At 70.2% G+C, this 24,039-nt stretch carries 24 protein-coding genes; 12 read left to right on the top strand and 12 right to left on the bottom strand.

The genetic code is table 11. The features are described 5' to 3' along the window. Positions 1-166: 166 nt before the first annotated feature. From ABIE65_RS17380 to ABIE65_RS17370, 3 genes are all read left to right on the top strand, one after another. On the top strand, positions 167-1,483 hold the full coding sequence (locus ABIE65_RS17380; protein ID WP_354079385.1) for a UDP-glucose dehydrogenase family protein: 1,317 nt from the start codon (positions 167-169) through the stop codon (positions 1,481-1,483). Positions 1,484-1,578: 95 nt separating this feature from the next. Beyond that, a complete protein-coding gene (locus ABIE65_RS17375; protein WP_354079384.1) occupies positions 1,579-2,256 on the top strand; it encodes a CoA transferase subunit A in 678 nt (225 codons plus the stop codon). Further along, complete coding sequence (locus ABIE65_RS17370; protein ID WP_354079383.1) at positions 2,253-2,930, top strand: 3-oxoacid CoA-transferase subunit B; 678 nt, start codon at positions 2,253-2,255, stop codon at positions 2,928-2,930. The genes ABIE65_RS17375 and ABIE65_RS17370 overlap by 4 nt, the downstream gene beginning before the upstream one ends. A 115-nt stretch (positions 2,931-3,045) precedes the next feature. Here ABIE65_RS17370 and ABIE65_RS17365 read toward each other — a convergent pair whose 3' ends face one another. Both ABIE65_RS17365 and ABIE65_RS17360 read right to left on the bottom strand, forming a co-directional pair. Beyond that, positions 3,046-4,254 (bottom strand): PRC-barrel domain-containing protein, encoded by a 1,209-nt coding sequence (locus ABIE65_RS17365; RefSeq protein WP_354079382.1) that lies wholly within the window; start codon positions 4,252-4,254, stop codon positions 3,046-3,048. 437 nt (positions 4,255-4,691) lie between these two features. Beyond that, the gene (locus ABIE65_RS17360; RefSeq protein WP_354079381.1) at positions 4,692-5,516 is read right to left on the bottom strand and encodes a terminase small subunit; all 825 of its coding nucleotides are present in this window, start codon (positions 5,514-5,516) and stop codon (positions 4,692-4,694) included. Between the two features lie 426 nt (positions 5,517-5,942). On the opposite strand from ABIE65_RS17360, the gene ABIE65_RS17355 reads away from it, so the two are divergent. From ABIE65_RS17355 to ABIE65_RS17345, 3 genes are all read left to right on the top strand, one after another. Then, positions 5,943-6,107 (top strand): hypothetical protein, encoded by a 165-nt coding sequence (locus ABIE65_RS17355; protein WP_354079380.1) that lies wholly within the window; start codon positions 5,943-5,945, stop codon positions 6,105-6,107. Between the two features lie 43 nt (positions 6,108-6,150). Next, the gene (locus ABIE65_RS17350) at positions 6,151-7,374 is read left to right on the top strand and encodes a putative 2OG-Fe(II) oxygenase (RefSeq protein ID WP_354079378.1); all 1,224 of its coding nucleotides are present in this window, start codon (positions 6,151-6,153) and stop codon (positions 7,372-7,374) included. 135 nt (positions 7,375-7,509) lie between these two features. Next, entirely contained in the window at positions 7,510-7,911 is a 402-nt protein-coding gene (locus ABIE65_RS17345; RefSeq protein ID WP_354079377.1) for a PRC-barrel domain-containing protein, read from the top strand. 134 nt (positions 7,912-8,045) lie between these two features. Here the strand turns inward: ABIE65_RS17345 and ABIE65_RS17340 are convergent, their stop codons facing one another. Next, on the bottom strand, positions 8,046-8,195 hold the full coding sequence (locus ABIE65_RS17340; RefSeq protein ID WP_354079375.1) for a hypothetical protein: 150 nt from the start codon (positions 8,193-8,195) through the stop codon (positions 8,046-8,048). A gap of 549 nt (positions 8,196-8,744) precedes the next feature. On the opposite strand from ABIE65_RS17340, the gene ABIE65_RS17335 reads away from it, so the two are divergent. Continuing rightward, entirely contained in the window at positions 8,745-10,604 is a 1,860-nt protein-coding gene (locus ABIE65_RS17335; protein ID WP_354079374.1) for an ABC transporter ATP-binding protein, read from the top strand. Between the two features lie 19 nt (positions 10,605-10,623). Here ABIE65_RS17335 and ABIE65_RS17330 read toward each other — a convergent pair whose 3' ends face one another. The 3 genes from ABIE65_RS17330 to ABIE65_RS17320 all read right to left on the bottom strand — a co-directional run bounded on the left by ABIE65_RS17330 (position 10,624) and on the right by ABIE65_RS17320 (position 14,074). Next, on the bottom strand, positions 10,624-12,126 hold the full coding sequence (locus ABIE65_RS17330) for a peptidoglycan-binding domain-containing protein (protein WP_354079373.1): 1,503 nt from the start codon (positions 12,124-12,126) through the stop codon (positions 10,624-10,626). 241 nt (positions 12,127-12,367) lie between these two features. After that, complete coding sequence (locus ABIE65_RS17325) at positions 12,368-13,303, bottom strand: CREC-EF hand family protein (protein WP_354079372.1); 936 nt, start codon at positions 13,301-13,303, stop codon at positions 12,368-12,370. An 84-nt stretch (positions 13,304-13,387) separates the two neighbouring features. Next, a complete protein-coding gene (locus ABIE65_RS17320; RefSeq protein ID WP_354079371.1) occupies positions 13,388-14,074 on the bottom strand; it encodes a PRC-barrel domain-containing protein in 687 nt (228 codons plus the stop codon). 259 nt (positions 14,075-14,333) lie between these two features. Here ABIE65_RS17320 and ABIE65_RS17315 point away from each other — a divergent pair, with 259 nt between their 5' ends. From ABIE65_RS17315 to ABIE65_RS17295, 5 genes are all read left to right on the top strand, one after another. Continuing rightward, entirely contained in the window at positions 14,334-15,392 is a 1,059-nt protein-coding gene (locus tag ABIE65_RS17315) for a ketopantoate reductase family protein (RefSeq protein WP_354079369.1), read from the top strand. Positions 15,393-15,418: 26 nt separating this feature from the next. Then, positions 15,419-15,898, top strand: a complete 480-nt coding sequence (locus ABIE65_RS17310; protein WP_354079368.1) for a pyridoxamine 5'-phosphate oxidase family protein — start codon at positions 15,419-15,421, stop codon at positions 15,896-15,898. After that, positions 15,895-16,740 (top strand): amidohydrolase family protein, encoded by an 846-nt coding sequence (locus tag ABIE65_RS17305; RefSeq protein ID WP_354079367.1) that lies wholly within the window; start codon positions 15,895-15,897, stop codon positions 16,738-16,740. Before ABIE65_RS17310 ends, ABIE65_RS17305 begins: the two co-directional genes overlap by 4 nt. A gap of 165 nt (positions 16,741-16,905) precedes the next feature. Next, entirely contained in the window at positions 16,906-18,078 is a 1,173-nt protein-coding gene (locus ABIE65_RS17300; RefSeq protein ID WP_354079366.1) for an NADH:flavin oxidoreductase/NADH oxidase, read from the top strand. Positions 18,079-18,109: 31 nt separating this feature from the next. After that, on the top strand, positions 18,110-19,657 hold the full coding sequence (locus tag ABIE65_RS17295) for a hypothetical protein (protein ID WP_354079365.1): 1,548 nt from the start codon (positions 18,110-18,112) through the stop codon (positions 19,655-19,657). A gap of 9 nt (positions 19,658-19,666) precedes the next feature. Here ABIE65_RS17295 and ABIE65_RS17290 read toward each other — a convergent pair whose 3' ends face one another. The 6 genes from ABIE65_RS17290 to ABIE65_RS17265 all read right to left on the bottom strand — a co-directional run bounded on the left by ABIE65_RS17290 (position 19,667) and on the right by ABIE65_RS17265 (position 23,944). After that, complete coding sequence (locus ABIE65_RS17290; protein ID WP_354079364.1) at positions 19,667-20,134, bottom strand: response regulator; 468 nt, start codon at positions 20,132-20,134, stop codon at positions 19,667-19,669. Positions 20,135-20,176: 42 nt separating this feature from the next. Continuing rightward, positions 20,177-20,698: an invasion associated locus B family protein gene (locus ABIE65_RS17285; RefSeq protein WP_354079363.1), complete on the bottom strand. Its 522-nt coding sequence runs from the start codon at positions 20,696-20,698 to the stop codon at positions 20,177-20,179. Between the two features lies 1 nt (position 20,699). Then, positions 20,700-21,413, bottom strand: a complete 714-nt coding sequence (locus ABIE65_RS17280; protein ID WP_354079362.1) for a response regulator transcription factor — start codon at positions 21,411-21,413, stop codon at positions 20,700-20,702. A 100-nt stretch (positions 21,414-21,513) separates the two neighbouring features. Continuing rightward, positions 21,514-21,957: a hypothetical protein gene (locus tag ABIE65_RS17275; RefSeq protein WP_354079361.1), complete on the bottom strand. Its 444-nt coding sequence runs from the start codon at positions 21,955-21,957 to the stop codon at positions 21,514-21,516. Between the two features lie 71 nt (positions 21,958-22,028). Further along, on the bottom strand, positions 22,029-23,099 hold the full coding sequence (locus ABIE65_RS17270; RefSeq protein ID WP_354079360.1) for a hypothetical protein: 1,071 nt from the start codon (positions 23,097-23,099) through the stop codon (positions 22,029-22,031). After that, positions 23,096-23,944, bottom strand: a complete 849-nt coding sequence (locus ABIE65_RS17265; RefSeq protein WP_354079359.1) for a CsgG/HfaB family protein — start codon at positions 23,942-23,944, stop codon at positions 23,096-23,098. The genes ABIE65_RS17270 and ABIE65_RS17265 overlap by 4 nt, the downstream gene beginning before the upstream one ends. Between the last annotated feature and the right edge of the window lie 95 nt (positions 23,945-24,039).

The raw sequence follows: 24,039 nt of genomic DNA, 5'->3' as shown, positions 1-24,039 counted from the left end.
CGCACGTCCTGTCTGCAGATAGGTGTGCATGCGCTGAGAGGCGGTCCATAATGAAGTTAGCGCATCGCGGAGCACATACGATAAAAGCGCGCCCTCGTGGGACGCTGCCGCATTGGGCAGGCCCGCCGTCTCTGCACGCGGCGTCACTTCAGGAACGGATCGACTGATGCGTATTGCGATGATCGGCACCGGCTATGTCGGGCTCGTCTCCGGTGCATGCTTCTCGGATTTCGGGCATGGCGTCGTCTGCGTCGACAAGGACGAAGGCAAGATCGCGCGGCTGAAGCAGGGGAAGATGCCGATCTATGAGCCGGGGCTGGACGTGCTGGTCGGCAGCAACGTCGAAGCCGGGCGCCTCTCGTTCACGACCGATCTCGTCGAGGGCATCGCCGGCGCGGATGCGATCTTCATCGCCGTCGGCACGCCGACGCGCCGCGGCGACGGCTTCGCCGATCTGACCTATGTCTATGCCGCCGCGGCCGAGATCGCCGACGCGCTCGACGGCTACACGGTCGTCGTCAACAAGTCGACGGTGCCGGTCGGCACGGGCGCCGAGGTCGAACGCATCATCCGCGAGCGCCGGCCGGACGCAGCCTTCGACGTCGCCTCCAACCCCGAGTTCCTGCGCGAAGGTGCCGCGATCGACGATTTTAAGCGGCCGGACCGCGTCGTCGTCGGCACCAGCTCGCCGCGCGCCGTGGAGGTGATGCGCGAGCTCTACAGGCCGCTCAGCCTGAACGAGGTGCCGATGGTCTTCACCTCGCGCGAGACGGCGGAGCTGACGAAGTACGCCGCCAACGCGTTCCTCGCGACCAAGATCACCTTCATCAACGAGGTCGCTGACATCTGCGAGAAGGTCGGCGCCGACGTGCAGCAGGTGGCGCGCGGCATCGGCCTCGACGGTCGCATCGGCGCCAAGTTCCTGCATGCCGGTCCCGGCTATGGCGGCTCGTGCTTCCCGAAGGACACGATGGCGCTGGTCCACACGGCGCGCGAGGCCGGAGCGCCCTTCACCATCGTCCAGGCGGTGGTCGACGCGAATGCGGCGCGCAAGCAGGCGATGGCGGACCGCATTATTGCCGCCTGCAACGGCGTGCAGGGTGCGAGGATCTCTGTGCTCGGCCTCGCCTTCAAGCCGAACACCGACGACATGCGCGACGCGCCCAGCCTGGACATCCTGCCGCGCCTGATCGAGGCGGGCGCCACCATCGCCGCCTTCGACCCGGAGAGCATGGACGAGGCGCGCAAGCATTTCGGCGACACGATCACCTATTGCGACGACGCCTACGCCACGATGGCCGGCGCCGACGCGGTCGTGATCCTGACCGAGTGGAACGAGTTCCGCGCCCTCGACCTGAAGCGCATCGGCGGCTTGGTGAAGCGGCGCATCATGGTCGACCTGCGCAACGTCTACCAGCCGTCGGAGCTCATCCCGCATGGTTTCGCCTACCACTCGATCGGCCGCGCGTCCGTCGCCCCCTGAGAGCGCCTCCGCCTGCCGGTTGACCGGTCCGGCCCAGTCGCCGAGACTTCGCCCGCGCCGCCACGACGGTGCGGGAAACGGGCCGGGACAGCAGCATGCCGATCGACAAGTGGGTGACCTCCGCCGCCGCCGCGGTGGCGGGCGTCGGGGACGGGGCCACCGTCCTCATCTCCGGCTTCGGCGGCGCGGGCTTCGCCAACGTGCTGATCCGCGCGCTGCGCGAGGCCGGGCCGAAGGGCCTCACCCTGGTGGTCAACTCGGCGACGCACCCCTACTCGCTGACCCACGAGCTGATCGAGGATGGCCTGGTCGCCAAGGTCATCGTCAGCGCCGCGCGCGGCCGCGGCAAGGAGCCGTCGGCCTTCGAGACGCTCTGGATCGAAGGCAAGATCGAGCTTGAATGCCTGCCCCAGGGCACCTTCGCCGAGCGCATCCGCGCCGGCGGCGCCGGCATCCCCGCCTTCTATACGCCGGTGGGCTTCGGCACCGAGCTCGCGGCCGGCAAGGAGGTGCGCCGATTCGGCGACTGGGACTGCGTGCTGGAGCAGGCGATCACCGGCGACCTCGCGCTGATCCGCGCCGACACGGCCGACAGCTTCGGCAACCTCACCTTCCGCCACGCCCAGGCGAATTTCGGCCCCGCGATGGCGACGGCGGCCCGGCTCGCCGTGGCAGAGGTCCGCGAGACCGTCGACGAACCGATCGCGCCCGAGCGTGTCCAGCTCTCCGGCGTCTATGTCGACCGTATCCTCGCCGTGGGAGACGCCCGATGAGCCGCCCGATGAAGCCCCTGGGCCGCGAGCAGATGGCGTGGCGCGCGGCGCAGGACCTGCCCGACGGCGGGCTGGTCAATCTCGGCCTCGGCATCCCCGTGCTGGCCGCCGACTATCTTCCCGCCGGCCGCGAGGTGATCTTCCAGTCCGAGAACGGCGTCATCGGCGTCGGCCCGCTGGCGGCCCCCGAGGCGGCGGACCCCGACTTGGTCGACGCCGGCAGCCGCCGCATCACGCTCAGCCGCGGCGCCACCATCGTCGATAGCGCGGCCTCCTTCGCGATGATCCGCGGCGGCCACATCGACGTGACCATCCTGGGCGCCTTCGAGGTGGCCGAGAACGGCGACCTCGCCAACTGGGACATGCGCCTCGCGGGCAAGGGCCCGCTGGTCGGTGGCGCCATGGACCTCGCCGTCGGCGCCAAGGCCGTCTGGGTCATCATGGAGCACAACACCCGCAGCGGCGGTTCGCGCCTGCTGACCCGCTGCACCCTGCCGCTGACGGCGGTCGCGTGCGTCAAGCGGGTCTACACCGACATCGCCGTGGTCGACGTGACGCCGGAAGGCTTCGTCGTGCGCGAGATCCTGGAGGGCATGACCGCCGAGGAGCTCCAGGCGCGGACGGAGGCCAAGCTGGCCATCGCCCCCGACTGCCGGCCGCTGCGCGCCCCGTAACGAGGAGTCGCCGCGCCGGCGGAGCCGACGCGGCGACGAGATCCGCGGCGACGCCCGGACGGGCGCGCTGCGGCGCGGCGGCGACAAGGGGGGGATGGCCGCCGCCGTGTCGGTGTCAGCGCTCGTAGCGCTGGTACTGGTTCTCGTCGTAGGCCGGCATATCGCGCAGGCCGTCCTCCGACTTCTGCGACATCAGGATCATGTTGTCGTCGCCCATCCGCAGCTCGCTGAAGGGAACGACCACGTCCTTGTCGCCGATGCCGAGGAAGCCGCCGACCGAGATCACGGCGAACAGCGCATCGCCGTCGCGGCTCATCACGATGTCCTCGACGTCGCCGACCTCGTTGCCGCGCAGGTTCACGATGTCACGGCCGAGGATCTGATCCGCACGCATGCGGTTCATCTCGATCGGCTTCCCGTCAGCCCAGGTCCGGTCGGTGTCCACCACGGCGACGCCCACCACCGGCTGGCCGCGGTCGCCGGCGTTCTGGGCGCGCTCCACCGGCGTGCCGCGCTCGCGGTCCGGGTTGATCCGGTTCACGTCGGCGCCGGCTTGGCGGTCGACGTTCACCTTCGGATCGGCCTGCTCGACCTTCACCTTCGGGTCGGCCTGGTCGACCTGCACCTTCGGCTTCGCCTGATCGATCTCGACCTTCGGCTTGGCCTGCTCGACCATCACCCGGGGCTGAGCCTGCTCGACCCGCACCTTCGGCTCGGCCTGCTGCACGCTCACCTTCGGCTGCGGCTGGGTCACCTCGACCTTCGGCTGGGCCTGCTGGACCGTCACCTCCGGCTGCGGCTGGGTCACGTTCACCGTCGGGCGCTTCTGGTCGACCGTGACGGTCGGCTGCGCCTGCTCGACCTGGACCGTCGGGCGCTTCTGGTCGACGGTGACCGTCGGCTGCGACTGCTGCACGGTCACCTGCGGCCGGCGCTGCTCGACCATCACCTGGGTCCGCTCGAGCCGGTCGCCCTCGGTGAACTCGGCCTCGCTGATCCGCTGGTTGCGGTCGCGGTCGAGGTCGGTGAAGGTCTGCTGCATGCGGTTCTGGCCGCCCTGGGCGGAGAAGCAGCGCATGTATTCGTCGCGGCTGATCTCGTCGTCGTTGTCGCGGTTCAGCGCGGCGAAGATGTCGCGCTTGTTCGCCGCCAGCTCCTGCGGCCCGATCGAGCCGTCCTTGTCGTCGTCGAAGCGCGACAGCTGCTGCCAGCAGGCGTTCTGCATCGTCCGGCCCTTGGCCGCCTGGTTCTGCTGGGCGGCGGCCGGCAGGGCGAAGGCGCCGATGACGAGCGCAATGGCCGTGGTTCCAAAGATCCTGGTCATGAAAATCCTCTCTCGGTTCGGGAAAGCGGTCCGCCGGCATTCACAAGCGCGTGCCGCCGTGTTTCGCCAACCAACAGGGGCAGGATCGAAAGGTTCCGGGAAAATGGCCAAATCTGGTCCTAATAGAGGCGGAAGAACGTCCGCGCGTTGTTGTTGATGAAGCTGAAGATGCAGTGACGGCCGACGCTATCCAATTGATCGGGGGCGGCTTCTGCAGTTCATCCCGACCGCACCCGGGGGCGCCTCCTTTCTGCGCCGCACCATTCGGAGGGGCTCGCTCCCCCTCCCGCACTTTCCCGGACGCGGCGCGCCAGCGCCGCGCGCCGGGACCCGGGGGGCGCTACGGGCGCTGCGTGCGGAGAGGTTTTCCGGGCGGCGCCTGGGTCCCGGCGCTCCGCTTCGCTGCGGCCGGGAAGGTGGGAGAGAGGAGCGGCCCGTCACCCCGGCCGCTCCCACGCCGGGTCCCAGCCGTAGAGGTCGGACTGTCCGCCGCGGACGAGCGGGTCGGGGTGGCGGGCCCAGGAGGGGGCGGCGGGGTTGAGGGCGATGGGCGGGGCGATGCTGCGGAGGTAGGCGAGTTCGGCTTCGAGGTCGTCCGGCTCGGGTTCGACCTCGTCGATGGAAGGTTCCCTTTCCTTCCCTTCCATTCCCTTTCGTTGGTTTTCATGGGGCGCCGGCCCCGCCGGCCCCATCCGCTCCAGGTCGGTGAAGGGCGTGAACTCGTCCAGCGGCCGGCCCTCGAAACCCTCGTAGACGTGGGGGACGATCACCGGCTCCGGCTTCTCCGCCGGCTCGGGCACCAGGCCGCGGCGCCATTCGGCGAGCCAGCCCTCGGCCTCGGCTGCGGCGTGGCCGGGCCAGCGCGGGTCGATGCCGTCGAGGAGCGGGTCGGAGCCGGCGAAGCCGCCGCAGGGGCTCGCCGCGTGCCTGTCCGGGATCAGGCCGGTGGCCTTCGCCTCGATCTCGATGCAGCGGACGGCGGTGCGGTAGTCGCCCTTGGCGGTGGCGAGCTTCGCGAGTGCCCGGAGCCGGTCGACCATCTCGGCGATGCCGGTCTGGCGGGCGATCTCGCGGCGGACGCGGAGGTCCTCGACGCGGCGGCGGATGTGCGGGCGGTCGAGCATGACGCTCGCCTGCTTGGCGGCACTGTCGGGGGCGTAGCCGGCCCAGCGCGCGGCGGCGGCGCCGCTGGCACCGCGGGCGACGTGCCGGCAGAAGATTTCCTGGCGGTCGGTGAGGGGCGGGGGTGAGGCTTCGGGCATAGCGGGTCTCCCAGGGGGGAGGCGCCATCATGCGCTTATAGTCCTAGGAATGCAAGTTCCATCCGTGCTTCCCCGGCCGCAGGGGCGCAGCCCCGGAGAGCCGGGGCCCACTGCGACGGCGCTGTCGCGGGCCGGTCCAGGCGGAGGGGTGGACTCCGGCTCTCCGCGCTGCGCGCTACGGCCGGGGAAGCAAAAGAGGGTGCCGCGGCGGCCTGAGCGCTTGCCCTGGGCTGCTTCGGCGCTGCGCGCCTCGCAGTGACGGAGGAATGGGGCGCTACGCGCCCCGCCGAGACGGAATCAAAGGGGGTGCTGCGCGCCTCGCAGGAGCGGAAGGAAGGGGCGTGCTGCCCGCGGCATGCGCGCTGTCATCGAGGGGGGTTCCCTGTTATGAAGGGCGATCTTCACAATCCGGCGGGGCGCGGTGGCATGACAATCGAAACGAGCGGAATTTCGTCTGCCCTTCCGGTGGACGGCGAGGCTGCCGTGGCGCCGAAGGCCGTGTGGACGACGCCGATGCTCACCTCCATGCCGGTCAGCATGAGCGAAGTCGGCGGCATCGCCGGCCCCGACAGCGCCGACACCCTCTCCTGACACGGGCCGCTCTCCTGAAGCGAAGGGGGCGCACGACCCGCGGATGATCGCCTGGCAGCCGGCCAAGGCCGAGCGGCTCGCCGATCCCGCCCTGGCGGTGCGGCTTCTCGAACGCGCCGTGGCGGCGGCGCCCGGTAATGCGGTCCTGCACGCCAAGCTCGGCAACTGCCATCTCGACCGGTTCGATTTCGGCAATGCCGCAGCGGCGTTCGAGGCGGCGTTGCGGCTCGACCCGGCGTCGGCCGAGGTGCGGGTGCGGCTCGCCCGCTGCTGGAACCGAGTGGGGCGTCATGCGGACGTGCTGGCGCTTCTCGCCGACGCGCCGGCCCCCGAAGCCCTCACGCCGGAAGGGCTCGCGGCCGACCTGTCCTGCCAGCAGGGCGTCGCGGCGCGGGCGCTCGGCCGGATGGCCGAGGCCGAGGCCGCCTTCCGGCGGACGCTGGCGCGCGACCCGCACCATCGCACCGCCTGTTTCGAGCTCGGCAAGCTGCTGCGCGAGGGCGGTCGCCGCGCCGACCTGGACGCGCTCCTTGCGGACCTGTGGGAGCGGGGCGTGCGCCATGCGCAGCTGCTGCTGGACCGCGGGCGGGCGGCGGCATTCGCCGGGGATGCGGAGCTGGCGCGGCGCCTGCTGTTCGATCCGGCGCGGGTGGATGCCACGACCATCGCGCCGCCCGAAGCGTTCGGCGACCTCGCCGCCTTCAACGCGGCGGTGGCGGCCGACCTGACCGGCAACCGGCACGCCATCACCGACGTGCCGACCGACGAACTGGCGATGCGCGGCGCGGCACGTGTGCACCACCTGATGAACGGCGACCGGCCGGACCTGCTGCGCGCGCTGCTGGCGGCGATCCAGGCGGCGGTCGACCGGCATATGGCGGCGCTGGTGGCGGCGGCGGCTCCGGACGAGGAGCCCGACCCGTGGCTGGCGGCGCGGCCGGCGCGCGCCCGGCTGGCGCCCTGGGGGCTGATCCAGAAGAGCGGCGATTATGAGGACTGGCACACCCATCGCGGCGGCTGGCTGAGCGGCGTCTATTATATCCAGGTGCCGGAGCCGTTCAGCACGGCGGGCGACGGCGCCGGCTGTATCGAGTTCGGGCCGCCGCCGTCCCTCGTGGCGACCGGTGAGCCGCCGGGCGCGCCGCTGCGCATCGCGCCGCGCGAGGGCCTGCTGCTGCTCTGCCCGTCGCACTATCACCACCGCACGATCCCGTTCGTCTCGGACCGCCGGCGGATCAGTTTCGCCTTCGACGTCTGCCCGGCCTAGCTGCGCCGGCTACGCCCCGTCCGCCGGGAACGCCCCGTCCGCCGGCTACGCCCCGTCCGCCGGGAACGCCCGGTGCGCCGGGAACGCCCGGTGCGGGCTCCGTGTTCTCCCGGCACGGAGCCACAGGAGGCAAGCATGGCTATGTCCAGCACCACGGGTACGACCGACGTCGCGGCCGACGAAACCGGCAGCCTGATCGCGGCGAGCAAGGTCGAGGGCACCACCGTCTACAACCGGCAGGGCGACAATCTGGGACACGTCTACGACGTGATGATCGATAAGCGGTCGGGACAGGTCGCCTATGCGATCATGTCGTTCGGCGGCTTCCTGGGAATGGGCGAGCGCTATCACCCGCTGCCGTGGAAGATCCTTGACTACGACACGAGCATGGGCGGCTATGTCGTCGACCTGGACAAGGACCGACTGGAGGGTGCGCCGGCCTACAGTTCCAGTGAACGGCCGGACTGGCGCGACCGCGACTATACCCACCGGATCGACAATTTTTACGGCGTGACGCCGTATACCGGCTGGATCTGATCGCCCACTGATTGCCCGGACGCGAAGCGATCCGGGGCCACGGTCGAGTTGCATTAGCTTAGGCGGTGCAGGCGGCGCGGTGGGCCCCGGATCTTCGCTTCGCTTCGTCCGGGGAGTCAGGACGGGGGGCAGCGTCAGCTGTAGATGCCGGAGTCGGGGCCGGTCCCGGCGAAGCTCCCCGCCGCGTCGTCGGCCGCGACGGCCGTAAGCATCGGCGTCGACCAGACCTTGCGGTCGGACGTGGCACCGTCTTCCGCGCCGGGGCGCGGACTGTCGTCGTTCATGCACATCTCCTTCGGTCCAGGTCGCTCGCGGCGCGACGATAGTGCGGCGGCCGCGGCCGCGCCATACCGCGCGCGTCTTTCCGCAGGAGGGTCGGGTGGGATCGCTAAGAAGGAATTAAGGGCTGCGGAACTGGAACAGAGGCGTGCCCTGGAGGCACCGAGTGGACGCGCCCTTCCTGCTTCCCCGGACGCGCAGCGATCCGGGGTCCCCCGCGACGGCGCGCTGTCGTCGGGTGATCCGGGCGGAAGGGTGGACCCCGGATCGGCGCTCCGCGCCGTCCGGGGAATCACAAGGGAAGCCGTCCGGGGACTCCCGAATGGGGGCGTGCCGTCAAGGGAGCACAACGGGCGGGGCGGTCTGGAAGGGACGAAAGGGGCACTCTCCCCGCTTCCCCGGACGTTTATTCGGCGCCTTCACCCAATCCGGTCCAGAGGCAGTGCCCGCGGCCGCGCACTCTACAGTATCGGCTCGACATCCACTCCCAACCCCGCACCCGAGCCCCCATCTAGCAGGGTTCCGCGGCCTCCCGCCGCGTCGATGGTGCTCCGATGTTCCGCTTCTTCGAGACCCTGGTCGATCCGTTTCCGGCCGCACCGCCGCTTCAGCCGCCGCGGGGGCTGTTCCGGTTCCTGCTCTATTACTCGCGGCCGCTGCTGCCCTATCTGGCGCTGATGTCGGTGCTGACGGCGGTCATTTCGGTGGCCGAGGTGGTGTTCGTCGGGTTCATGGGGCGGCTGGTCGACCGGCTGGGCACATCCGAGCCGGCCAGCTTCTTCGCCGACCACGGCATGGAACTGGCGCTGATGGGGCTGCTGGTGGTGGTGGTCTATCCGCTGCTGGTGCTGGTCCAGTCGCTGGTGACGCACCAGACGATCTTCGGCAACTATCCGATGATCGCGCGCTGGCTGTCGCACCGCTGGCTGCTGGGCCAGAGCATGTCCTTCTTCCAGGACGAGTTCGCCGGGCGCGTGGCGCAGAAGGTGATGCAGACGGCACTCGCCATCCGCGAGACCGTGACGAAGCTGATGGACGTCATGGTCTACGTCATTGTCTATTTCACCGGCTCGATGGTGCTTCTGGGGCAGGCCGAGCCGTGGCTGATGCTGCCGCTGGCGGCGTGGCTGGCGGCTTACCTGGCGATCATGGTGGTGTTCGTGCCGCGCCTGCGGCGGGTGTCGATGGCCCAGGCGGACGCGCGGGCGCGCATGAACGGCCGCGTCGTCGACAGCTACACCAACATCCAGACGATCAAGCTGTTCGCGCACACCAGCCGCGAGCAGGACTATGCGCGCGACGCCATGGGCCAGTTCATCGGCACGGTGCACCGCCAGATGCGGCAGGTGACGGTGCTGACGGTCGCCCTCCAGACGGTGAACGCGCTGCTGCTGGCGGGCGTGGCGGCGATCTCGATCCTGGCGTGGCAGGCGGCGGCGATCTCGCTGGGCTCGATCGCGGTGGCGATCGCGCTGGTCATGCGCATCCGCGCCATGTCGGACCGGGTGCTGTGGGAGGTGGCGAGCCTGTTCGAGAATATCGGCACCGTGCAGGACGGCATCAACACGATCGCCGGGACGCCGGCCGTGACCGACCGGCCGGATGCGCGCGAGCTGACGGTGCCGAAGGGCGAGATCCGATTCGAGGCGATCCGCTTCCACTATGGTCGCGACGTGGCGCGCCTGGGCGGCGGGGTAATCGACGACCTGTCGCTGACCATCCGGCCGGGCGAGAAGGTGGGTCTGGTCGGGCGGTCGGGGGCGGGAAAGTCGACGCTGGTCAACCTGCTGCTGCGCTTCCACGACCTGGAGGGCGGGCGGATCCTGATCGACGGGCAGGACATATCGGGGGTCACGCAGGAATCGCTGCGCCGGGCGATCGGCGTGGTGACGCAGGACACCTCGCTGCTGCACCGCTCGATCCGCGACAACATCCGCTACGGCCGGCCGGACGCGGAGCATGCGCTGGTCGCGGAGGCGGCGCGGCGGGCGCATGCGGACGGCTTCATCGGCGACCTGAGCGACCCCGAGGGGCGCACCGGCTACGACGCGCATGCCGGCGAGCGCGGCGTGAAGCTGTCGGGCGGGCAGCGCCAGCGCGTCGCGATCGCCCGGGTGCTGCTGAAGGACGCGCCGATCCTGGTGCTGGACGAGGCGACCTCGGCGCTCGACAGCGAGGTGGAGGCGGCGATCCAGGAACAGCTGCTGGAACTGATGCGGGACAAGACGGTGATCGCCATCGCGCACCGCCTGTCGACGATCGCGATGCTCGACCGGCTGGTGGTGATGGAGGAGGGCCGCATCGTCGAGACCGGCAGCCACGACGAACTGCTGCGCCGCGGCGGCCTCTATGCCGGCCTGTGGCGGCGCCAGTCGGGCGGCTTCCTGGGGCTGGAGCAGCCGGTGGCGGAGTAGGCCGCCGGCCGCCTGCGCGTCAGAACCTGACCGGCTGCACGCCCGGCGTCGCCGCCGGCTGGGCTGTGCCGCCCGCCTGCTGGACCTTCAGGTGCCGGTCCTGGTTCTCGAACCAGCCGGCGATGTCGCGGACCCTCAGGGTGAGGTCGGAGACGCCGCCGCCCGCAGTGGCGATGTCGGCCACCGCGACCAGGCCGCAGCTGTCGCGCGCCGCCTCGCCCGGCTGCTGCAGCAGTCCGTCGCCGATATTCTGGACGCAGACGTCGGCCGCCTGCGGCGCCGGCGTGCCGGCGGGATCGAAGACCCAGGCGAGGATGCGGCCCCGGTCGTCGTCGCCCACGGCGTGCGGGGCGCCGTACTTGCCGGTCAGGCTCTGCTCGATCTGGGCGACCGAGGGACGCGCGCTCTCGGGGAACTGCATGCGCCGGACGATGAAGTCGGACGCCGCCGACGCCGCATCGCCGCCGAACCAGACCTCGGTCCGGTCGGTACGGCCGCCCTCGTCGGCCAGGGTCGCGACCATGCGCGCGTCGCCGCCGTTCGCGGGGTCGGACAGCGTCTCGAACCGCGCGTTGGGCGCGAAGGCGATGACGGCCGCGCGTGCCGCGTCGCGGCTGGCGCCGAGGCGCACGCCGCTGACGTCGAAGGCGGCCGGTGCGGCGCGCGCCCCGCTGGTGGTGAGGACGACGCGCTGCTCGGTGGTGGCGGTGGCGCGGCTGCCGTCGGGCCGCGTCAGCGACGCCGTCTTGGTCTCGACGGCGGTCACCGAATGCTGCGGCGCCTGCTGCTGCGGCATCGTTTGCGGCAGGGGTTGGCCCGTCGCCTGCGGCTGCAGCGCGACGACCTGCTGGACGCCGGGCATGGCCGCCTGGGCCATGGGAGGCTGAGCGGGGGCGGGGGCCGCCTGCTGCGCGGGCTGCATCATGACGATGGGCGCCTGCGGCTGCGGCGCGACCACGTTCACCTCGATGCGCTGGCTCTCGACCTTGGCCGGCGCCTGCGGCGGTGCGGCGGGCACTGGCGGCGGGGCGCGATAGGCCTGCTGCGCGTCCATCTCCTGCACCGCGCGGCGCGCCTCGGCGAGCAGCGCATAGGTGGGCAGGCCGCTCACGGGGAGGCCGCGCAGGCTCTGGAACTCGACGATGGCGCGGCGGGTCGCCGGACCGTAGGCGCCGTCGGGTGCACCGGCGCTGAAGCCGTAGGCCGCACCGTAGCGGTTCAGCATCTGCTGCAGGTCGACCATGTCGGCGCGGCTGAGATTGTGGACCGGGGCGCGATAGGTGGGTTCTCGATAGGTCGGCCGCGGGGCCGGCTCGCGCTCCATGTAGATGATCTCGCGCTCCGGCGGCGGGGGGGCCGGCTGCGCCGGGCGCGTGATGGCACTGCCGATGACGCTGCCGACGACGCCGCCCAATGCACCGCCAATAAAGGCATTTCCGCCACTGCCGGCCTGCGCCGCGCCGCCCGACATGAGCAAGAAGAGAGAGCTCGTCAGCGCCGTTCCGATCGATAAACGATTCATTTGATCCCTCCCGGACTCAGGGATTCCAAGCAGAGCCGGCTTCCGTGCCGACGGTGACTGCCTGAACAGGATAGATGGATTCTCCCGTAAGTTGCCAGACAATATCGTCTGCGGCGAGATTGAAGCGTGATCTGCGTCACGCTGGGGATATTGGATATTGGCCGTCGGAACACAAAAAGCGGCCCGGCGGAGGCGCCGGGCCGAAGTGACGAGGGTAGTCAGGGGAGGTAAACCCGGTCGGTCATCGGACGTAGTAGACCTGATAAACCCAGACCGGGACGGGGCCGGACTGCACGTCGGCCTCGTTGCGGGTGAGCGTCCAGATCTCCGCGCTCTCTTCGGCCGTGATGCGGCCGTCGTCGTTGAGATCCATCAGCTCGAACATGCGGTGCGCCATCGTGCCGGGCTTGCCGCGCCGCCACTCGTCGCCGGTGAGCTTCTGGTCGCCGTCGCTGTCGAGCAGCGCGAAGTTGCGATAGGCGTGGAACGCCGCCTCGCCCTCGGAGACAATGCCGTTGCCGTCCTGGTCGGCGCTGCGGTCGGAAAAGGCGAACGGGCCGCGCGACTCGGCGTAGGCGTCGGCCTTCACGCCGGCGACCTTTTCCTTGGCGGCGACGCTACCGCCGAGCGACTGATAGTTGTCGCGCGCGTGCTCGATATATTCGCGCCGCGTCACCGTGCCGTCGCCGTCGGCGTCCATCTTCTCGAAATCCGACTTCTTGAAATCCGACCGGCTGCGCTCGCCCGCGGACGCCGCCTTCTCGTCGCCGCCCTTGCCCGAGGACGTGTCGGCGGGTTTGCCGGAGGATTTGTCGGCGGACTTCCCGGCGGACTTGCTGGCGGCGTCGGCCGCTGCGTCCTGATTCAGGCAGGCCTCGTATTCCTGCTGCGTGATGGCGCCGTCCTTGTCGGTGTCCAGCCTGTCGAACAGCGAGGTCCGCAGCTTCTTCATCTCGTCGTCCGAAACCTTGCCGTCGCCGTCCGCGTCGATGTTCTTGAAGCGCAGGGCGCAATCGCGCCCGCCGGCGGCCATGGACGCGCCCATCTTTTCGCGCGGCGCCTTGGTGGCGGAATCGCCCGTCGCGGCGAAGGCCGGCGTGCCGGTCAGCGCGGTGGCGCCGAGCATGAGGGGCGTGGCGACGGCGACCGTGGCCGCCGTCAGAAGATGGCGTTTCATGTCGTCCTCCCGGTGAGTGTCAGGTCGGTCGTGCGCGCCGTGGCGGCACGGGGGCCGGCGGGCCGAAGCCCGCCGGCAGCGAACTCAGGTCCGCCACTCGTAAGGGTCGAGATCCCCGACCTCGTCGGCCGCATAGGGCATGTCGTAATAGTCGCTGCCGGGATCCCAGCCGTAGCCGTAGCCGTAGAACGGATAGGCGTAGGGGCCGGGGCGGACGCCATAGCCGACGTCCGGCTCGACGACGACGGCCTGCAGCTTGCCCTCCGTGTCGACGACGATGTCCTGCACGTAGCCGTAGTCGACATCGTCCTGCAGGCGGACATAGTCGCCGATCAGCTCGGTGGCGCGCCAGTTGCGCTGCTTCGTCGCGACGGTCTCCGGCGCGTCGTCGAACATGCCGTACTGCTCGGCGGTCTCCTCGGTCACCGGAACCGTGACGTACTCGCGGCCCGGCGCCACGGTGACCTCTTTCCAGTCGACGACGAGATGCTTGTCGCCGATGTCCCAGAAGCCGCCGGTCGAGAAGACCAGCTTGCGGACCCTGTTGTCCGGGCCGAGGATCAGGTTCTCGACCTCGCCGATTTCTTCGCCGCCCGGGCCGCGGACGTCGGTACCGATCAGCCGGTCGACGCTCCAGCCGTTGGAGAAGGCGGTGGTGTCCCAGGTGCGGATGTCGACCTTGTCGCCCTTGATGTTCGGGGCGGACAGGGCGGGCGCAGCAGCAAAAGCCAGGGCCAGTGCCGAAGCCGCCAGGGTCAGGGGGGTGCGCATGAGCGTCCTCTTTCAGCGTTTCGGGATCGGTCGGTCGTCTCTGTGGGGCGCATCGCCGCGCCTTCACCCTCTCCCAACAAGACGCGGCGACCATTGTTCCGACAAATCTTCGCCGAATTGCCGCCGCAATCCGGACGTGGTGCCGCGCGTCCCTCCGTTGGCAGCGCGGCGCGGCGGACGTACCATCGGCGTCGAGCCGAGCATCGGGGCCGGGCGCCGTCGTCGCCCCGCGTCCGCACGAGCAAGACCGGAGGAACGAATGGGCAGGAAGATCGCGATCATGGGTGCCGGCGCGGTCGGTGCCTATTGCGGCGCGCACATGGTGCGCGAGGGCGAAGACGTGACCTTCATCGACGCGTGGCCCGAGCACGTCGAGAAGATGCGCCAGGGGCTGCACATCACCGGCACGACGCCGGAGGAGGAGTTCACCGTGCCGGTGCGCGCGCTGCACCTGAACGAGGTCCAGCAGCTGTCGAAGGAGGCGCCGATCGACATCGCCTTCGTCTGCCCGAAATCCTACGACACGGCGTGGTCGACCATGATGATCGCCCAGTATCTGGCGCCGGGCGGGTTCGTCGTGTCGCTGCAGAACTGCATGAACGAGGAGACGATCGCCGGCGTCGTCGGCTGGGGCAAGACGCTGGGCTGCATCGCCAGCCAGATCTCGGTCGAACTGTACGAGCCGGCGCACGTGCATCGCGGCGTGAAGAAGGGGGGTGCCGCGCATACCGTCTTCCGCGTCGGCGAGGTGCACGGCCGGATCACCGACCGGGCCCGCGAGGTCTGCCGCCTCGTCGCCTACGGCGACAGCGCCAAGGTGACGGACAATCTGTGGGGCGAGCGCTGGTCGAAGCTGGTGGCGAACTGCATGCAGAACGGCCTGTCGGCCTGCACCGGGATGAGCGGCAACGAGATGGTGAAGACCGACGCGATCCGGCACTTCTCGGCGCGGCTCGGCAGCGAGGCGATCCGCATCGGCCAGGCGCTGGGCTATGCGCTGGAGGACATCCTGCACATCGATCCGGAGGTGCTGGCGCGCGCCGGCGAGGGCGACGCCGAGGCGACGAAGGCGGTCGACGCCCAGCGCCTCGCCGAGGCCGGCAAGCGCGCCGGCGGCCAGCGGCCGTCGATGGGCCAGGACATGGTCAAGGGGCGGCGCACCGAGATCGAGTTCCTGAACGGCTTCGTCGTGCGCAAGGGGGCCGAGGTGGGCCTGCAGGCGCGGGCGAACGCGACCCTGACCGACCTGGTGAAGAAGGTCGAGCGCGGCGAACTGAAGGCGGACCCGAAGCACATCACCGAACTGCGGCTGAACTGAACGCCATCCGGATCGGAGCGGTCGCCATGCGTCTCGACGGCCCCTGGTCGGCGGCGGAGATCGAAGCCTTCCTGGCCGCGGCGGTGATTCCCGTGCGGTTGGGCGTGGTGGCGCCGTCGGGCGATCCGCTGGTGCTGTCGGTCTGGTTCCTGCCGGAGGACGGCGCGCTGTGGTGCGCCACGAAGGCGACGTCGCGGCTGGTCGCGTGCCTGCGCCACCGCCCGCGCTGCGCCTTCGAGGTGGCGGCCGACGCGCCGCCCTATCGCGGGGTGCGCGGCCGCGGCGACGCGACCGTCGACCCGGCGCAGGGGGCGGCGGTGCTGGCACGGCTGCTCGACCGCTACGGCATCGCGCGGGACAGCCGTCTGGCGCGCATGCTGACCAAGCATCCGGAGCGGGAGGTGGCGATCCGCATCGCGCCCGACCGGATGACCAGTTGGGACTATGCCGCGCGCATGGCCGACGCGGTCGGTGCGACGCGCCGGGAAGAGGGAGTGCCGTCATGATCATCGCCGACGCGCAGGTGCACGTCTGGGGCGCCGATACGCCGGAGCGGCCCTGGCCGCCCGGACGGGCGGCGCAGGCTCACCGGCCGACGCCCTTCGGCACGGACGAGCTGCTGGGGCGGATGGACGAGGCGGGTGTCGCCCGCGCGATCATCGTGCCGCCCTCCTGGGAGGGCGACCGCAACGACCTGGGCATCGAGGCGGCGCGGCTGCACCCGGACCGCTTCCGGGTGATGGGCCGGCTGGCGCTCGAGGATCCGGCGAGCCGGACGAAGATCCCGACCTGGAAGCAGCAGACCGGCATGCTGGGCCTGCGCTTCACCTTCCACACGCCGCAGTCCAAGGCCTGGCTGACCGACGGGACGGCGGACTGGCTGTGGCCGGAGGCCGAGAAGGCCGGCGTGCCGATCATGCTGCTGCCGCCGGGCCAGCTCGACGCCGTCGACCGCATCGCCGAGCGGCACCCGAAGCTGCGGCTGGTCATCGACCATCTGGCGCGGCCGATGGGCGCCAAGGACGAGGCGGCGTTCGGCGACCTCGACGACCTGCTGAAGCTGGCGAAGCGGCACAATGTGGCGGTCAAGGCGACCGGCCTGATGGGCTATTCGACCGAGAGCTACCCCTGGCCGGCATTGCAGGGCCACGTGAAGCGGGTGGTCGAGGCCTTCGGCCCCGAGCGCGTCTTCTGGGGCACCGACATCACGCGCCTCACCTGCAGCTATCGCGAGGCCATCACCTTCTTCACCGAGGAGATGGACTTCCTGTCCGACGCGGACCTGGAGTGGATCATGGGCCGCGGCGTCTGCGAGTGGCTCGGCTGGCCGATACCGGACGAGGAATAGGGCGGACGAGCCGCGCACTTCGAGACGCGCCCGGCGGGCGCTCCTCAGCACGAGGCTCCCTGCCGCAGCCACTGTTTCGTCATGCTTAGCGATGTCCTCATCCCGGGGAGGGCCGTAGGCCCGTCTCGAAGGAGGAGGGGAGCACCAAACGAGGGGACGACGAGAGTGACGCAACCACTGCTGTTTACGCCGATCCAGCTGCGCGACATCACGCTGAAGAACCGCGTGGTCGTCGCACCCATGCACCAGTATGCCGCGGAGAAGGGCTTCGCCACGGACTGGCACCTGGTCAACGCCGGGCGCTATGCCGCCGGCGGGGCGGGGCTGGTCTTCATGGAATCGACCAAGGTCGACCGCCGCGGCTGCGGCACGATCGGCGACCTGGGCCTGTGGCGCGACGAGCACGTGCCGGGCCTCGCGCGCTGCGTCGAGTTCATCCGGGCGCACGGCGCGGTGCCGGGCCTGCAGCTCGGCCATTCCGGCCGCAAGGCGCGGCGCTTCCGGCCCTGGCAGGGCGGTGCGCCGCTGACCAAGGAGGCGGCGCTGGCCGAGGGCGTCGACGACTGGGACGCCTGGGAGTTGGTGGCGCCGAGCGCACTCGGCAGTTCCGACAAGGAGCCGACGCCGCGCGCGCTGACCACCGCCGAGATCCCCGACCTCGTCGACAAGTGGGCCCAGGCCGCGCGCCGGGCGAACGAGGCCGGCTACGACGTGCTCGAGATCCACGCCGCGCACGGCTATCTGCTGCACCAGTTCCTGTCGCCGACCGCGAACGTGCGCAACGACGAGTATGGCGGGTCGGAGCTGAACCGGATGCGCCTCGCGGTGGAGATCACCGAGGCGGTCCGGGCGGTGTGGCCAGCGCACAAGCCGCTGTTCATGCGGCTGTCGGTCGAGGACGATGCGGGCTGGGGCCCGGACCAGAGCGTCGAACTGGCGAAGCTTGTGGGGCCGAAGGGCGTCGACGTGATCGACTGCAGTTCGGGCGGCATGCGCGGCTCGCCGGTGGTCGGCACCGGACCCGTCGGCTACGGCTACCAGGTGCCCTATTCGGACCGGCTGAAGCGCGACGGCGGCGTGATGACCATGGCCGTCGGCCTGATCGTGCACGCCGACCAAGCGGAGCAGATCCTGCAGGAGGGCAAGGCGGACCTGATCGCGCTTGCGCGGGAGCTCATGTACAACCCGAACTGGCCGATGGACGCGGCGCGCAAGCTGGGCGTCGACACGGCGTTCGAGACCATGCCGGATTCCCAGTCCTACTGGCTGTCGAAGCGCGCCTCGGCGGTGAAGGAGATGGAGCCGTCCACCTACCGCCGCGGCATCGCGGCGGAGTAGGCGGAGCGGCGCGGGCCGGGGAGCGGACGCGATGAGCCGGACCGCCGCCGCGAGACGCGTCGCGGCCGCGCTGGCGGCGGTCGCCGCGCTCGGCAGCCTGGCACTGGCGGCGATACCGGCCGCCGGGCAGGAGGCGGGGGCCCGGCCGGCGGACCGTTTGGCGGGACGGTGGAGCGGGACCTGGACCGACTTCTCCGACGGCGCCCCGGTGCCGATCAGCGTCGCCATCGACACGTTTGGCGGCGGCGGCGCGGCCGAGGCCACGGTCACCTATCGCCTGCTGTCGGGGCGGTCCCTGGAGCGCCGGCTGACGGGCTTCCAGGCCGGCAACACTGCCCGGTTCGACATGGGCGACGAGCAGTATCTGGTCTGCACGGCGGATGCGTCGGGGCGGCTCCGGGTGCGGATCGTCAATCCCCGGAGCACGACGAGCCTGCTGCTGGAGCGCGATCCCGTCCCAGCGCCGGGGCCGGCGCCGGGCGACCGGCCCGCGAGCGTCGCCGCGGCGGCGATGCCGGATCCGCCGCCGGTCGTGGCTCCGGAGCCCGGCCCTCGCCGGACCGAGGCTGCCCCACAGCCGCCGGTCGGACCCACTGCGGCGCGCGCGGATCCCGGGCGAGCGGAGTCGGGGCTCGGCGTCTGGAGCGGGCGTTGGCACGAGCCGGGCTCGCCGGGCTCCGGCCGAGGGCCGCTCCGTGTCGAGGTGGCGGATGCCGGCGACGGGATGCGGCTGGTGCACGTGTCCGGCGTCGCCGGGGTCACCGGGCCGGCGGTGGTCAGCGAGCGGCAGCTGCGCGCCGAGGGGCTCGTCCTTCCGGTGGGGCCGAGCCGGGATCTCGTCCTGGCGCACGGATCGGGCGACGGGCTGCGCCTGCGCCTGCTGATGCGCGACACGGTCCTGATGGCCCTCCTGACGAAGGAAGCGGCGGTCGCGGAGACGGTGCAGGCCGCGCCACCCGTGCCGGCCGCGCCGGCGGCACAGGTTGTCACGATTGCGCCGGCCGTGCCGGTCGCGCCGGCCCGACGCAGTGCCGTGGAGGCGCCGCGGCCGGAGGTGCAACGGGAGGCGCGACGTGAGCCGCCGCCCGATACGCCACCCGAGAGCTCACCGGGGCCGCAGATCCTCGCGGATATTCCGGGGCTCGACCTGCCGTTCCGTCCGGACCTGGTCCTGCCGGGACCCGTCGCGGCCGACGATCCTCTTGCCGAGGCCTATGCGGGTATCTGGATCGGGCAATGGGACGACGGCCGCGGCGCGGCGCTCGTGATCGACGACGTCACGGCGTCGGGCGCCCGTCTCGTCTATACGGCACCGGGGGACGACGCGCCATCCGCGCCGGACGCAGCCGCCGACGGCGCCAGTGCAGGTTTCGCCGTTTCCGGCCGCTTCGGCGGCGACGTGCTGGAGTTCGCGGAGGGCGGTGCGGCCTACAGGTTCATGCGTACCGGCCCGGACGTGGCGGATGCCACGGCGATGGGCGTGCCCGGCCGGGCATTCGGCACCTTCCTGCGCGCCTGGCGCCCGGAGCGGACCGCGCCTGCGGCGCCGGATCCGCCGCCGACGGCGGGGACGAGCTGACGCCGCGGATCAGCGCGGGCGCCGGTAGCGGCGGGCGCCGGGGAACAGCATGAGCGTCTTGGGCGGCGATGCCGCCTCGCCCCTGATGCAGGCCTCGCAGAAGCGGACGCTGTCGACGAGCGCCTGCAGGGTGTAGGGCTTCTGCAGCAGGCCGATCGCGACCGATGCGCCCTCGGCGGCGTGCTGGGGGCTGCCGCTGACGAAGAGAATCGGCACCTGCCAGTGACGATGCAGCAGTTCGGCGAGATGCACGCCGTCGCCTTCCTGGAGGCATACGTCGAGCAGCGCGAGATCCGGCTTGTCGTGACCCGCGGCGAGCAGGGCGTCGTGCTCGCAGGCGAACGGGCCGGCGACGTGATAGCCGGCGTGATTGAGGCTCCGCACGGCGAATGCGGCGAGGGAGGGCTCGTCCTCCACCAGCAGGATCCGGCCCGGCGAACGGAGCCTCGCTGTCTTCCTGCCAAGCGTGGGCGACATGTGCGCGCTTCCCCCCGATCTCCTGCCCGTCGGCGGGCAGCCTCATCCGCCTCCTGCGCTCACCTTTCGGTATGCGGCGGTGAAACCCTTGAGCGTGACGTGGATCCTGACCGGCTGGCGCTCCGTCGCGAAATAGAGGAGGACCGCTTCCTTGCCCTTGCGGAACTGCTGGACCAGAGCGTCCGCGGCTGCTCCCGAAATGACCGCGCGGCAGGCGACCTGGTCGCACTGGGCGATCGTCGCGACCAGGGGACGGTTGTCGTCGACGCCGAGGCCGAAGCCGCGCGCCTGGACCACCGGGGTGCCGATGTCCACCACGACGATGGGCTCCGTCGGGCTGCGCTGACCGACGCTCAGGCGGACCGCCACCGTGCCGACGCTCGTCTGGCCGCCGCTCTGCGCATAGGCGATGCAGGGCGCGCCGGGCGGGCAGCTCGTCTGCCAGGTGGCGGTCCGGCCCGGCGCATCGGTCTGCGCCGCCGCGCCGCCGGCCATGACGAGCAGGGCGATGGCGGCCGTCGCGGCGAGGTGTCTGCAGGCGGTGGGCGTCGGACGGCGGTGCATCTCAGCGGTCCAATCCGTCTTCCGATGCGCCGACGCGCTCCGGCAGGCCCAGTCCGTCGCGAACGGGAGCGGTGCCGGGGACGACTTCCCTGCCGATCGCCCATATCGCCGCCTGCGTCCGGTTCGCGACGCCGATCTTCTTGAGGAGATGGCGGATCTGCACCTTCACGGTCGCTTCGCTGACGCCCAGGTCGTAGGCGATCGCCTTGTTCGGCTGGCCCCGGACCAGGCAGGCGAGGATCTGGAGTTCGCGCCGGGAGAAGCCGCCGTCGTCGCGCGCCCCGGCGTCCCCCATCTGTTCTCCGAGATCGACCAGCATCGCCGCGAGCGGGACGGGCACGATGGTCTCGTCGAGCAGCAGCAGGCGGATCGCATGCCCGAGGGCGTCCTGGGAGACGCTGCGCAGCAGGATGGCATGGAAGCCGAGCTGCAGCGCGTCGCGGACCTGGGCGGGGGTGAAGGACGGCCGAAGGAGCACGAGCTTCGTCTCGGTCTGGTGCTCCTGCATCGCGTCGACCAGGGCCCTGGCTTCGCTGGCCCGGGCCGGGTCGTCGAGCACGATGAGGATCTCGGGCCTGGGAGGGGGATCTGCGGGCGGGCCGCGGTCCAGGTGCCGCTCGACGCGAAAGCCGACGCTTTCGAAGAACTGCCCCAGACCCTCGACGAGGAGACCCTCGCTTCCCACGATCAAAACGGTCGGCGCTGAAGCGGCCATGGCGTCACACCTCGCAGCAGGCTCGTCCGTGCGGGCGAGCGGAGGTTTCCGTTCGAGGCGTTCCAGCTGCCCCCGGATCCCGTTCCCGAGCATGTCAGTCTCAGAAGTTGCCGTTGAGCGCAGAGGCGACGCTGTCGACCCCGCTGCTCTGCGATTGGTTGACGTTGCCGTTGGTCGAGTTGTTGTTCGTCGCCGTCTGGTCCCCGGCGCTGCCCTGCTCGCGGTCGCCGATCTGGTTATTGTCGCCGCGTATCACTTCGCAGAAGAAATTGGCGCTGGAGCTTGCGCCACCGGAGGGGCCGTTGCAGACGACATTCTCGACGTTGGTGGTCGACCGGCTGGGGCCGAGAAGCCCATCCTCGACCTGTTTGATTGCGACGGCGATGGCGACGCGGCGATCGCGCACCGTAAAGGACCATGGCGAGTCGAACTGGCCCTTCTCGCCGGCGTACGAGACCGGCACTTCGGCGGTCGGGACGAGGGCGATGGACATGCCGATGCCGAGGATGCAGCGGCCGAGGCGGCGTTTGGTTGTGGATCGCATGGCGGTCTCCTGCGGAAGGAGAAGGTGTGGGAGCGGCGGATGCCGCTCCCACCAAGGGGTACCGGTAGAAATCAGTCGACCACGGGCGCCTTGACCGAGACGCTGAGGTTGTTGCCGACCGCGGTGGCCACCGAATTGACGACCGGCCCGCCGATCTTCCCGAGGTTGGTGTAGTTGTTCAGGCTGACGTTGCGGACGTCGGAGAGGGCGCTGACGTTCGCGACGCTGACCTGGGTCACGTCGCCCATCATGACCGCATCGGCGAAGGTGCGCGGTTCGATGTTGATGGACTTGTTGTTGCCCACCGCCGTGGCCGCGCTGTCGACCGAGGCGTTGAGGATGTTCGAGACCCGCGACACGGCGGAGATCTCCGCCTTGTCGATCAGGCCGCCGACCGCGCCGACCAGCGTGGCGGCACCCACCAGGTGGTTGGTGTTGATGTCGCCGTAGTTGTCGTCGAACAGCTCGTAGATCGCGAGCGCCGCGAGACCTTCCGGCAGACCCGCTTCGACGCCACCGTCGACCGTGTCGAACAGGAACTGGCCCTCGTGCACCTCGACCATCACTTCGCTGTCGATGCTCGAATTGTTGCCCACGGCGGTGGCCGCGCTGATCACTTCCGGCAATTCCGTCCTGGCGTCGAAGGTGCCGGTCGGGTCGACGGTGACTTCGATCGAACCTAGGTCGTAGTTCGTGGTCAGGCCGCCGCCGCCGACGATGGGTAGGGTCCCGCCTCCGGACACCGTGCCACTCATGAAAGTGGGATTGAAGTCGGCCGGTCCCCCCTGCGGCGTGAACGAGGACGGCGAGACGACGCCGTTGCCATTGTAAGTACCCGTGAACCCGAGCGTCCCGAGGTCGACGATCGTCGAACCGCCGTTGGCATCGTACTGGTTGTTGTCGATGCCGGTAACGATCGACTCCGCCTTCACGTCGCCGACCTGGACCTGGACGTTCTCGAGAAGGACGAGGCCGCTCGGATCGACGTCGACGTCGATCTTCACGTTCTTCGTAACCTTCTCGTCGACCTTCAGGTTCCACTCCCAGTTCAGCTTGTCGAAAGCGCTGGCGGGGGTCGCGGCCATGCCGAGGACCATGGCGCCGGCCGCGACGCTCGTCAGGAAGGAAAGCTTGCTCGTCATTGACTCACCCTTTCGCTTGGTGCGGGTGTGTTCTGAAAGAAGCCCGTTTCCAGCGAGCACCCACTACTCGCCGGCAGGCCGAGGAAGTCCGTCATGATCTGGTACACTGCCATTTCCACGACGGACCTGAGGCCGAGCTGTATTGGCTCGTTCTTGATATTCCCGGCCTCGAACTCGACGAGGGTCGTGCCAAAAAAGCGGAAGACGTTGGCTTCGACCTCGTATCCGTAAATCTGCTTCTGCAGGCTCCTGATGAACCGCACGCCGAAGGTGCGGCGGTCGATGACGCGGATGTCGAGCGCCACGTTGATCACGACGTTGCGCGCGTTGGCGCCGATGCCGGCGATCGCCAGGCCGAGCCCGCCGCTGACGATGTTGAAGTTCAGTTCCGTGACGGCACCCAGTACAAGGAAGTCGAAGCTCTGCAGCTTGAAGTCCGTGAGGCGCGCCGGAATGAACTTCTGCTCGGCCATGCGCATTTCCGCCAAAGGAATCCGCAGGTCGAAGCGTTCGACGAGGTTGACCATGCCGGTGCGTCCGAGCGCGGACATCACCATCTCGCTGACGCCCTGGGAGATCTTGTGACCTTCGTCCTCGTAGTCGATCTTCCCGGTCTTGTCGGCGACTTCGCCGACGGCGAAGGTCGGCAGCTTCGTCTCCGGTCCGCGCAGCGCCGAGAGATCGGCGAGACAGCGCGAATACGGGGTCGAATTGTCGGTGACCGGGAAACTATAGAGTGGCTCGACACCTTTGCGTCCGTGGAACTCCTGCGGACTGCAGCCGGCAATGCCGATCGCTCCGAGCAGCGCGCACGCCACCCCCCAATTCGCGCGTTTCGTCTGCACCAGTCCCCCTCCGGCAAACAGCCGCGACCAGCGGTCTATCGAGCCGCGAATGCCTGATTATTTTTCGCTTTACCTGCGCTGACGCCGTCTACGTT

The sequence above is a fragment of the Constrictibacter sp. MBR-5 genome (genome assembly GCF_040549485.1).
Taxonomy (GTDB): domain Bacteria; phylum Pseudomonadota; class Alphaproteobacteria; order JAJUGE01; family JAJUGE01; genus Constrictibacter.
This window is presented reverse-complemented; position numbering and strand designations above follow the sequence as displayed.

What these genes read in the sequence shown, in the direction of transcription:
- ABIE65_RS17380 (WP_354079385.1), top strand. Translation starts at nt 167, where the DNA reads ATGCGTATTGCGATGATCGGCACCGGCTATGTCGGGCTCGTCTCCGGT.
- ABIE65_RS17375 (WP_354079384.1), top strand. Translation starts at nt 1,579, where the DNA reads ATGCCGATCGACAAGTGGGTGACCTCCGCCGCCGCCGCGGTGGCGGGC.
- ABIE65_RS17370 (WP_354079383.1), top strand. Translation starts at nt 2,253, where the DNA reads ATGAGCCGCCCGATGAAGCCCCTGGGCCGCGAGCAGATGGCGTGGCGC.
- ABIE65_RS17365 (WP_354079382.1), bottom strand. Translation starts at nt 4,254, where the DNA reads ATGACCAGGATCTTTGGAACCACGGCCATTGCGCTCGTCATCGGCGCC.
- ABIE65_RS17360 (WP_354079381.1), bottom strand. Translation starts at nt 5,516, where the DNA reads ATGCCCGAAGCCTCACCCCCGCCCCTCACCGACCGCCAGGAAATCTTC.
- ABIE65_RS17355 (WP_354079380.1), top strand. Translation starts at nt 5,943, where the DNA reads ATGACAATCGAAACGAGCGGAATTTCGTCTGCCCTTCCGGTGGACGGC.
- ABIE65_RS17350 (WP_354079378.1), top strand. Translation starts at nt 6,151, where the DNA reads ATGATCGCCTGGCAGCCGGCCAAGGCCGAGCGGCTCGCCGATCCCGCC.
- ABIE65_RS17345 (WP_354079377.1), top strand. Translation starts at nt 7,510, where the DNA reads ATGGCTATGTCCAGCACCACGGGTACGACCGACGTCGCGGCCGACGAA.
- ABIE65_RS17340 (WP_354079375.1), bottom strand. Translation starts at nt 8,195, where the DNA reads ATGAACGACGACAGTCCGCGCCCCGGCGCGGAAGACGGTGCCACGTCC.
- ABIE65_RS17335 (WP_354079374.1), top strand. Translation starts at nt 8,745, where the DNA reads ATGTTCCGCTTCTTCGAGACCCTGGTCGATCCGTTTCCGGCCGCACCG.
- ABIE65_RS17330 (WP_354079373.1), bottom strand. Translation starts at nt 12,126, where the DNA reads ATGAATCGTTTATCGATCGGAACGGCGCTGACGAGCTCTCTCTTCTTG.
- ABIE65_RS17325 (WP_354079372.1), bottom strand. Translation starts at nt 13,303, where the DNA reads ATGAAACGCCATCTTCTGACGGCGGCCACGGTCGCCGTCGCCACGCCC.
- ABIE65_RS17320 (WP_354079371.1), bottom strand. Translation starts at nt 14,074, where the DNA reads ATGCGCACCCCCCTGACCCTGGCGGCTTCGGCACTGGCCCTGGCTTTT.
- ABIE65_RS17315 (WP_354079369.1), top strand. Translation starts at nt 14,334, where the DNA reads ATGGGCAGGAAGATCGCGATCATGGGTGCCGGCGCGGTCGGTGCCTAT.
- ABIE65_RS17310 (WP_354079368.1), top strand. Translation starts at nt 15,419, where the DNA reads ATGCGTCTCGACGGCCCCTGGTCGGCGGCGGAGATCGAAGCCTTCCTG.
- ABIE65_RS17305 (WP_354079367.1), top strand. Translation starts at nt 15,895, where the DNA reads ATGATCATCGCCGACGCGCAGGTGCACGTCTGGGGCGCCGATACGCCG.
- ABIE65_RS17295 (WP_354079365.1), top strand. Translation starts at nt 18,110, where the DNA reads ATGAGCCGGACCGCCGCCGCGAGACGCGTCGCGGCCGCGCTGGCGGCG.
- ABIE65_RS17290 (WP_354079364.1), bottom strand. Translation starts at nt 20,134, where the DNA reads ATGTCGCCCACGCTTGGCAGGAAGACAGCGAGGCTCCGTTCGCCGGGC.
- ABIE65_RS17285 (WP_354079363.1), bottom strand. Translation starts at nt 20,698, where the DNA reads ATGCACCGCCGTCCGACGCCCACCGCCTGCAGACACCTCGCCGCGACG.
- ABIE65_RS17280 (WP_354079362.1), bottom strand. Translation starts at nt 21,413, where the DNA reads ATGGCCGCTTCAGCGCCGACCGTTTTGATCGTGGGAAGCGAGGGTCTC.
- ABIE65_RS17275 (WP_354079361.1), bottom strand. Translation starts at nt 21,957, where the DNA reads ATGCGATCCACAACCAAACGCCGCCTCGGCCGCTGCATCCTCGGCATC.
- ABIE65_RS17270 (WP_354079360.1), bottom strand. Translation starts at nt 23,099, where the DNA reads ATGACGAGCAAGCTTTCCTTCCTGACGAGCGTCGCGGCCGGCGCCATG.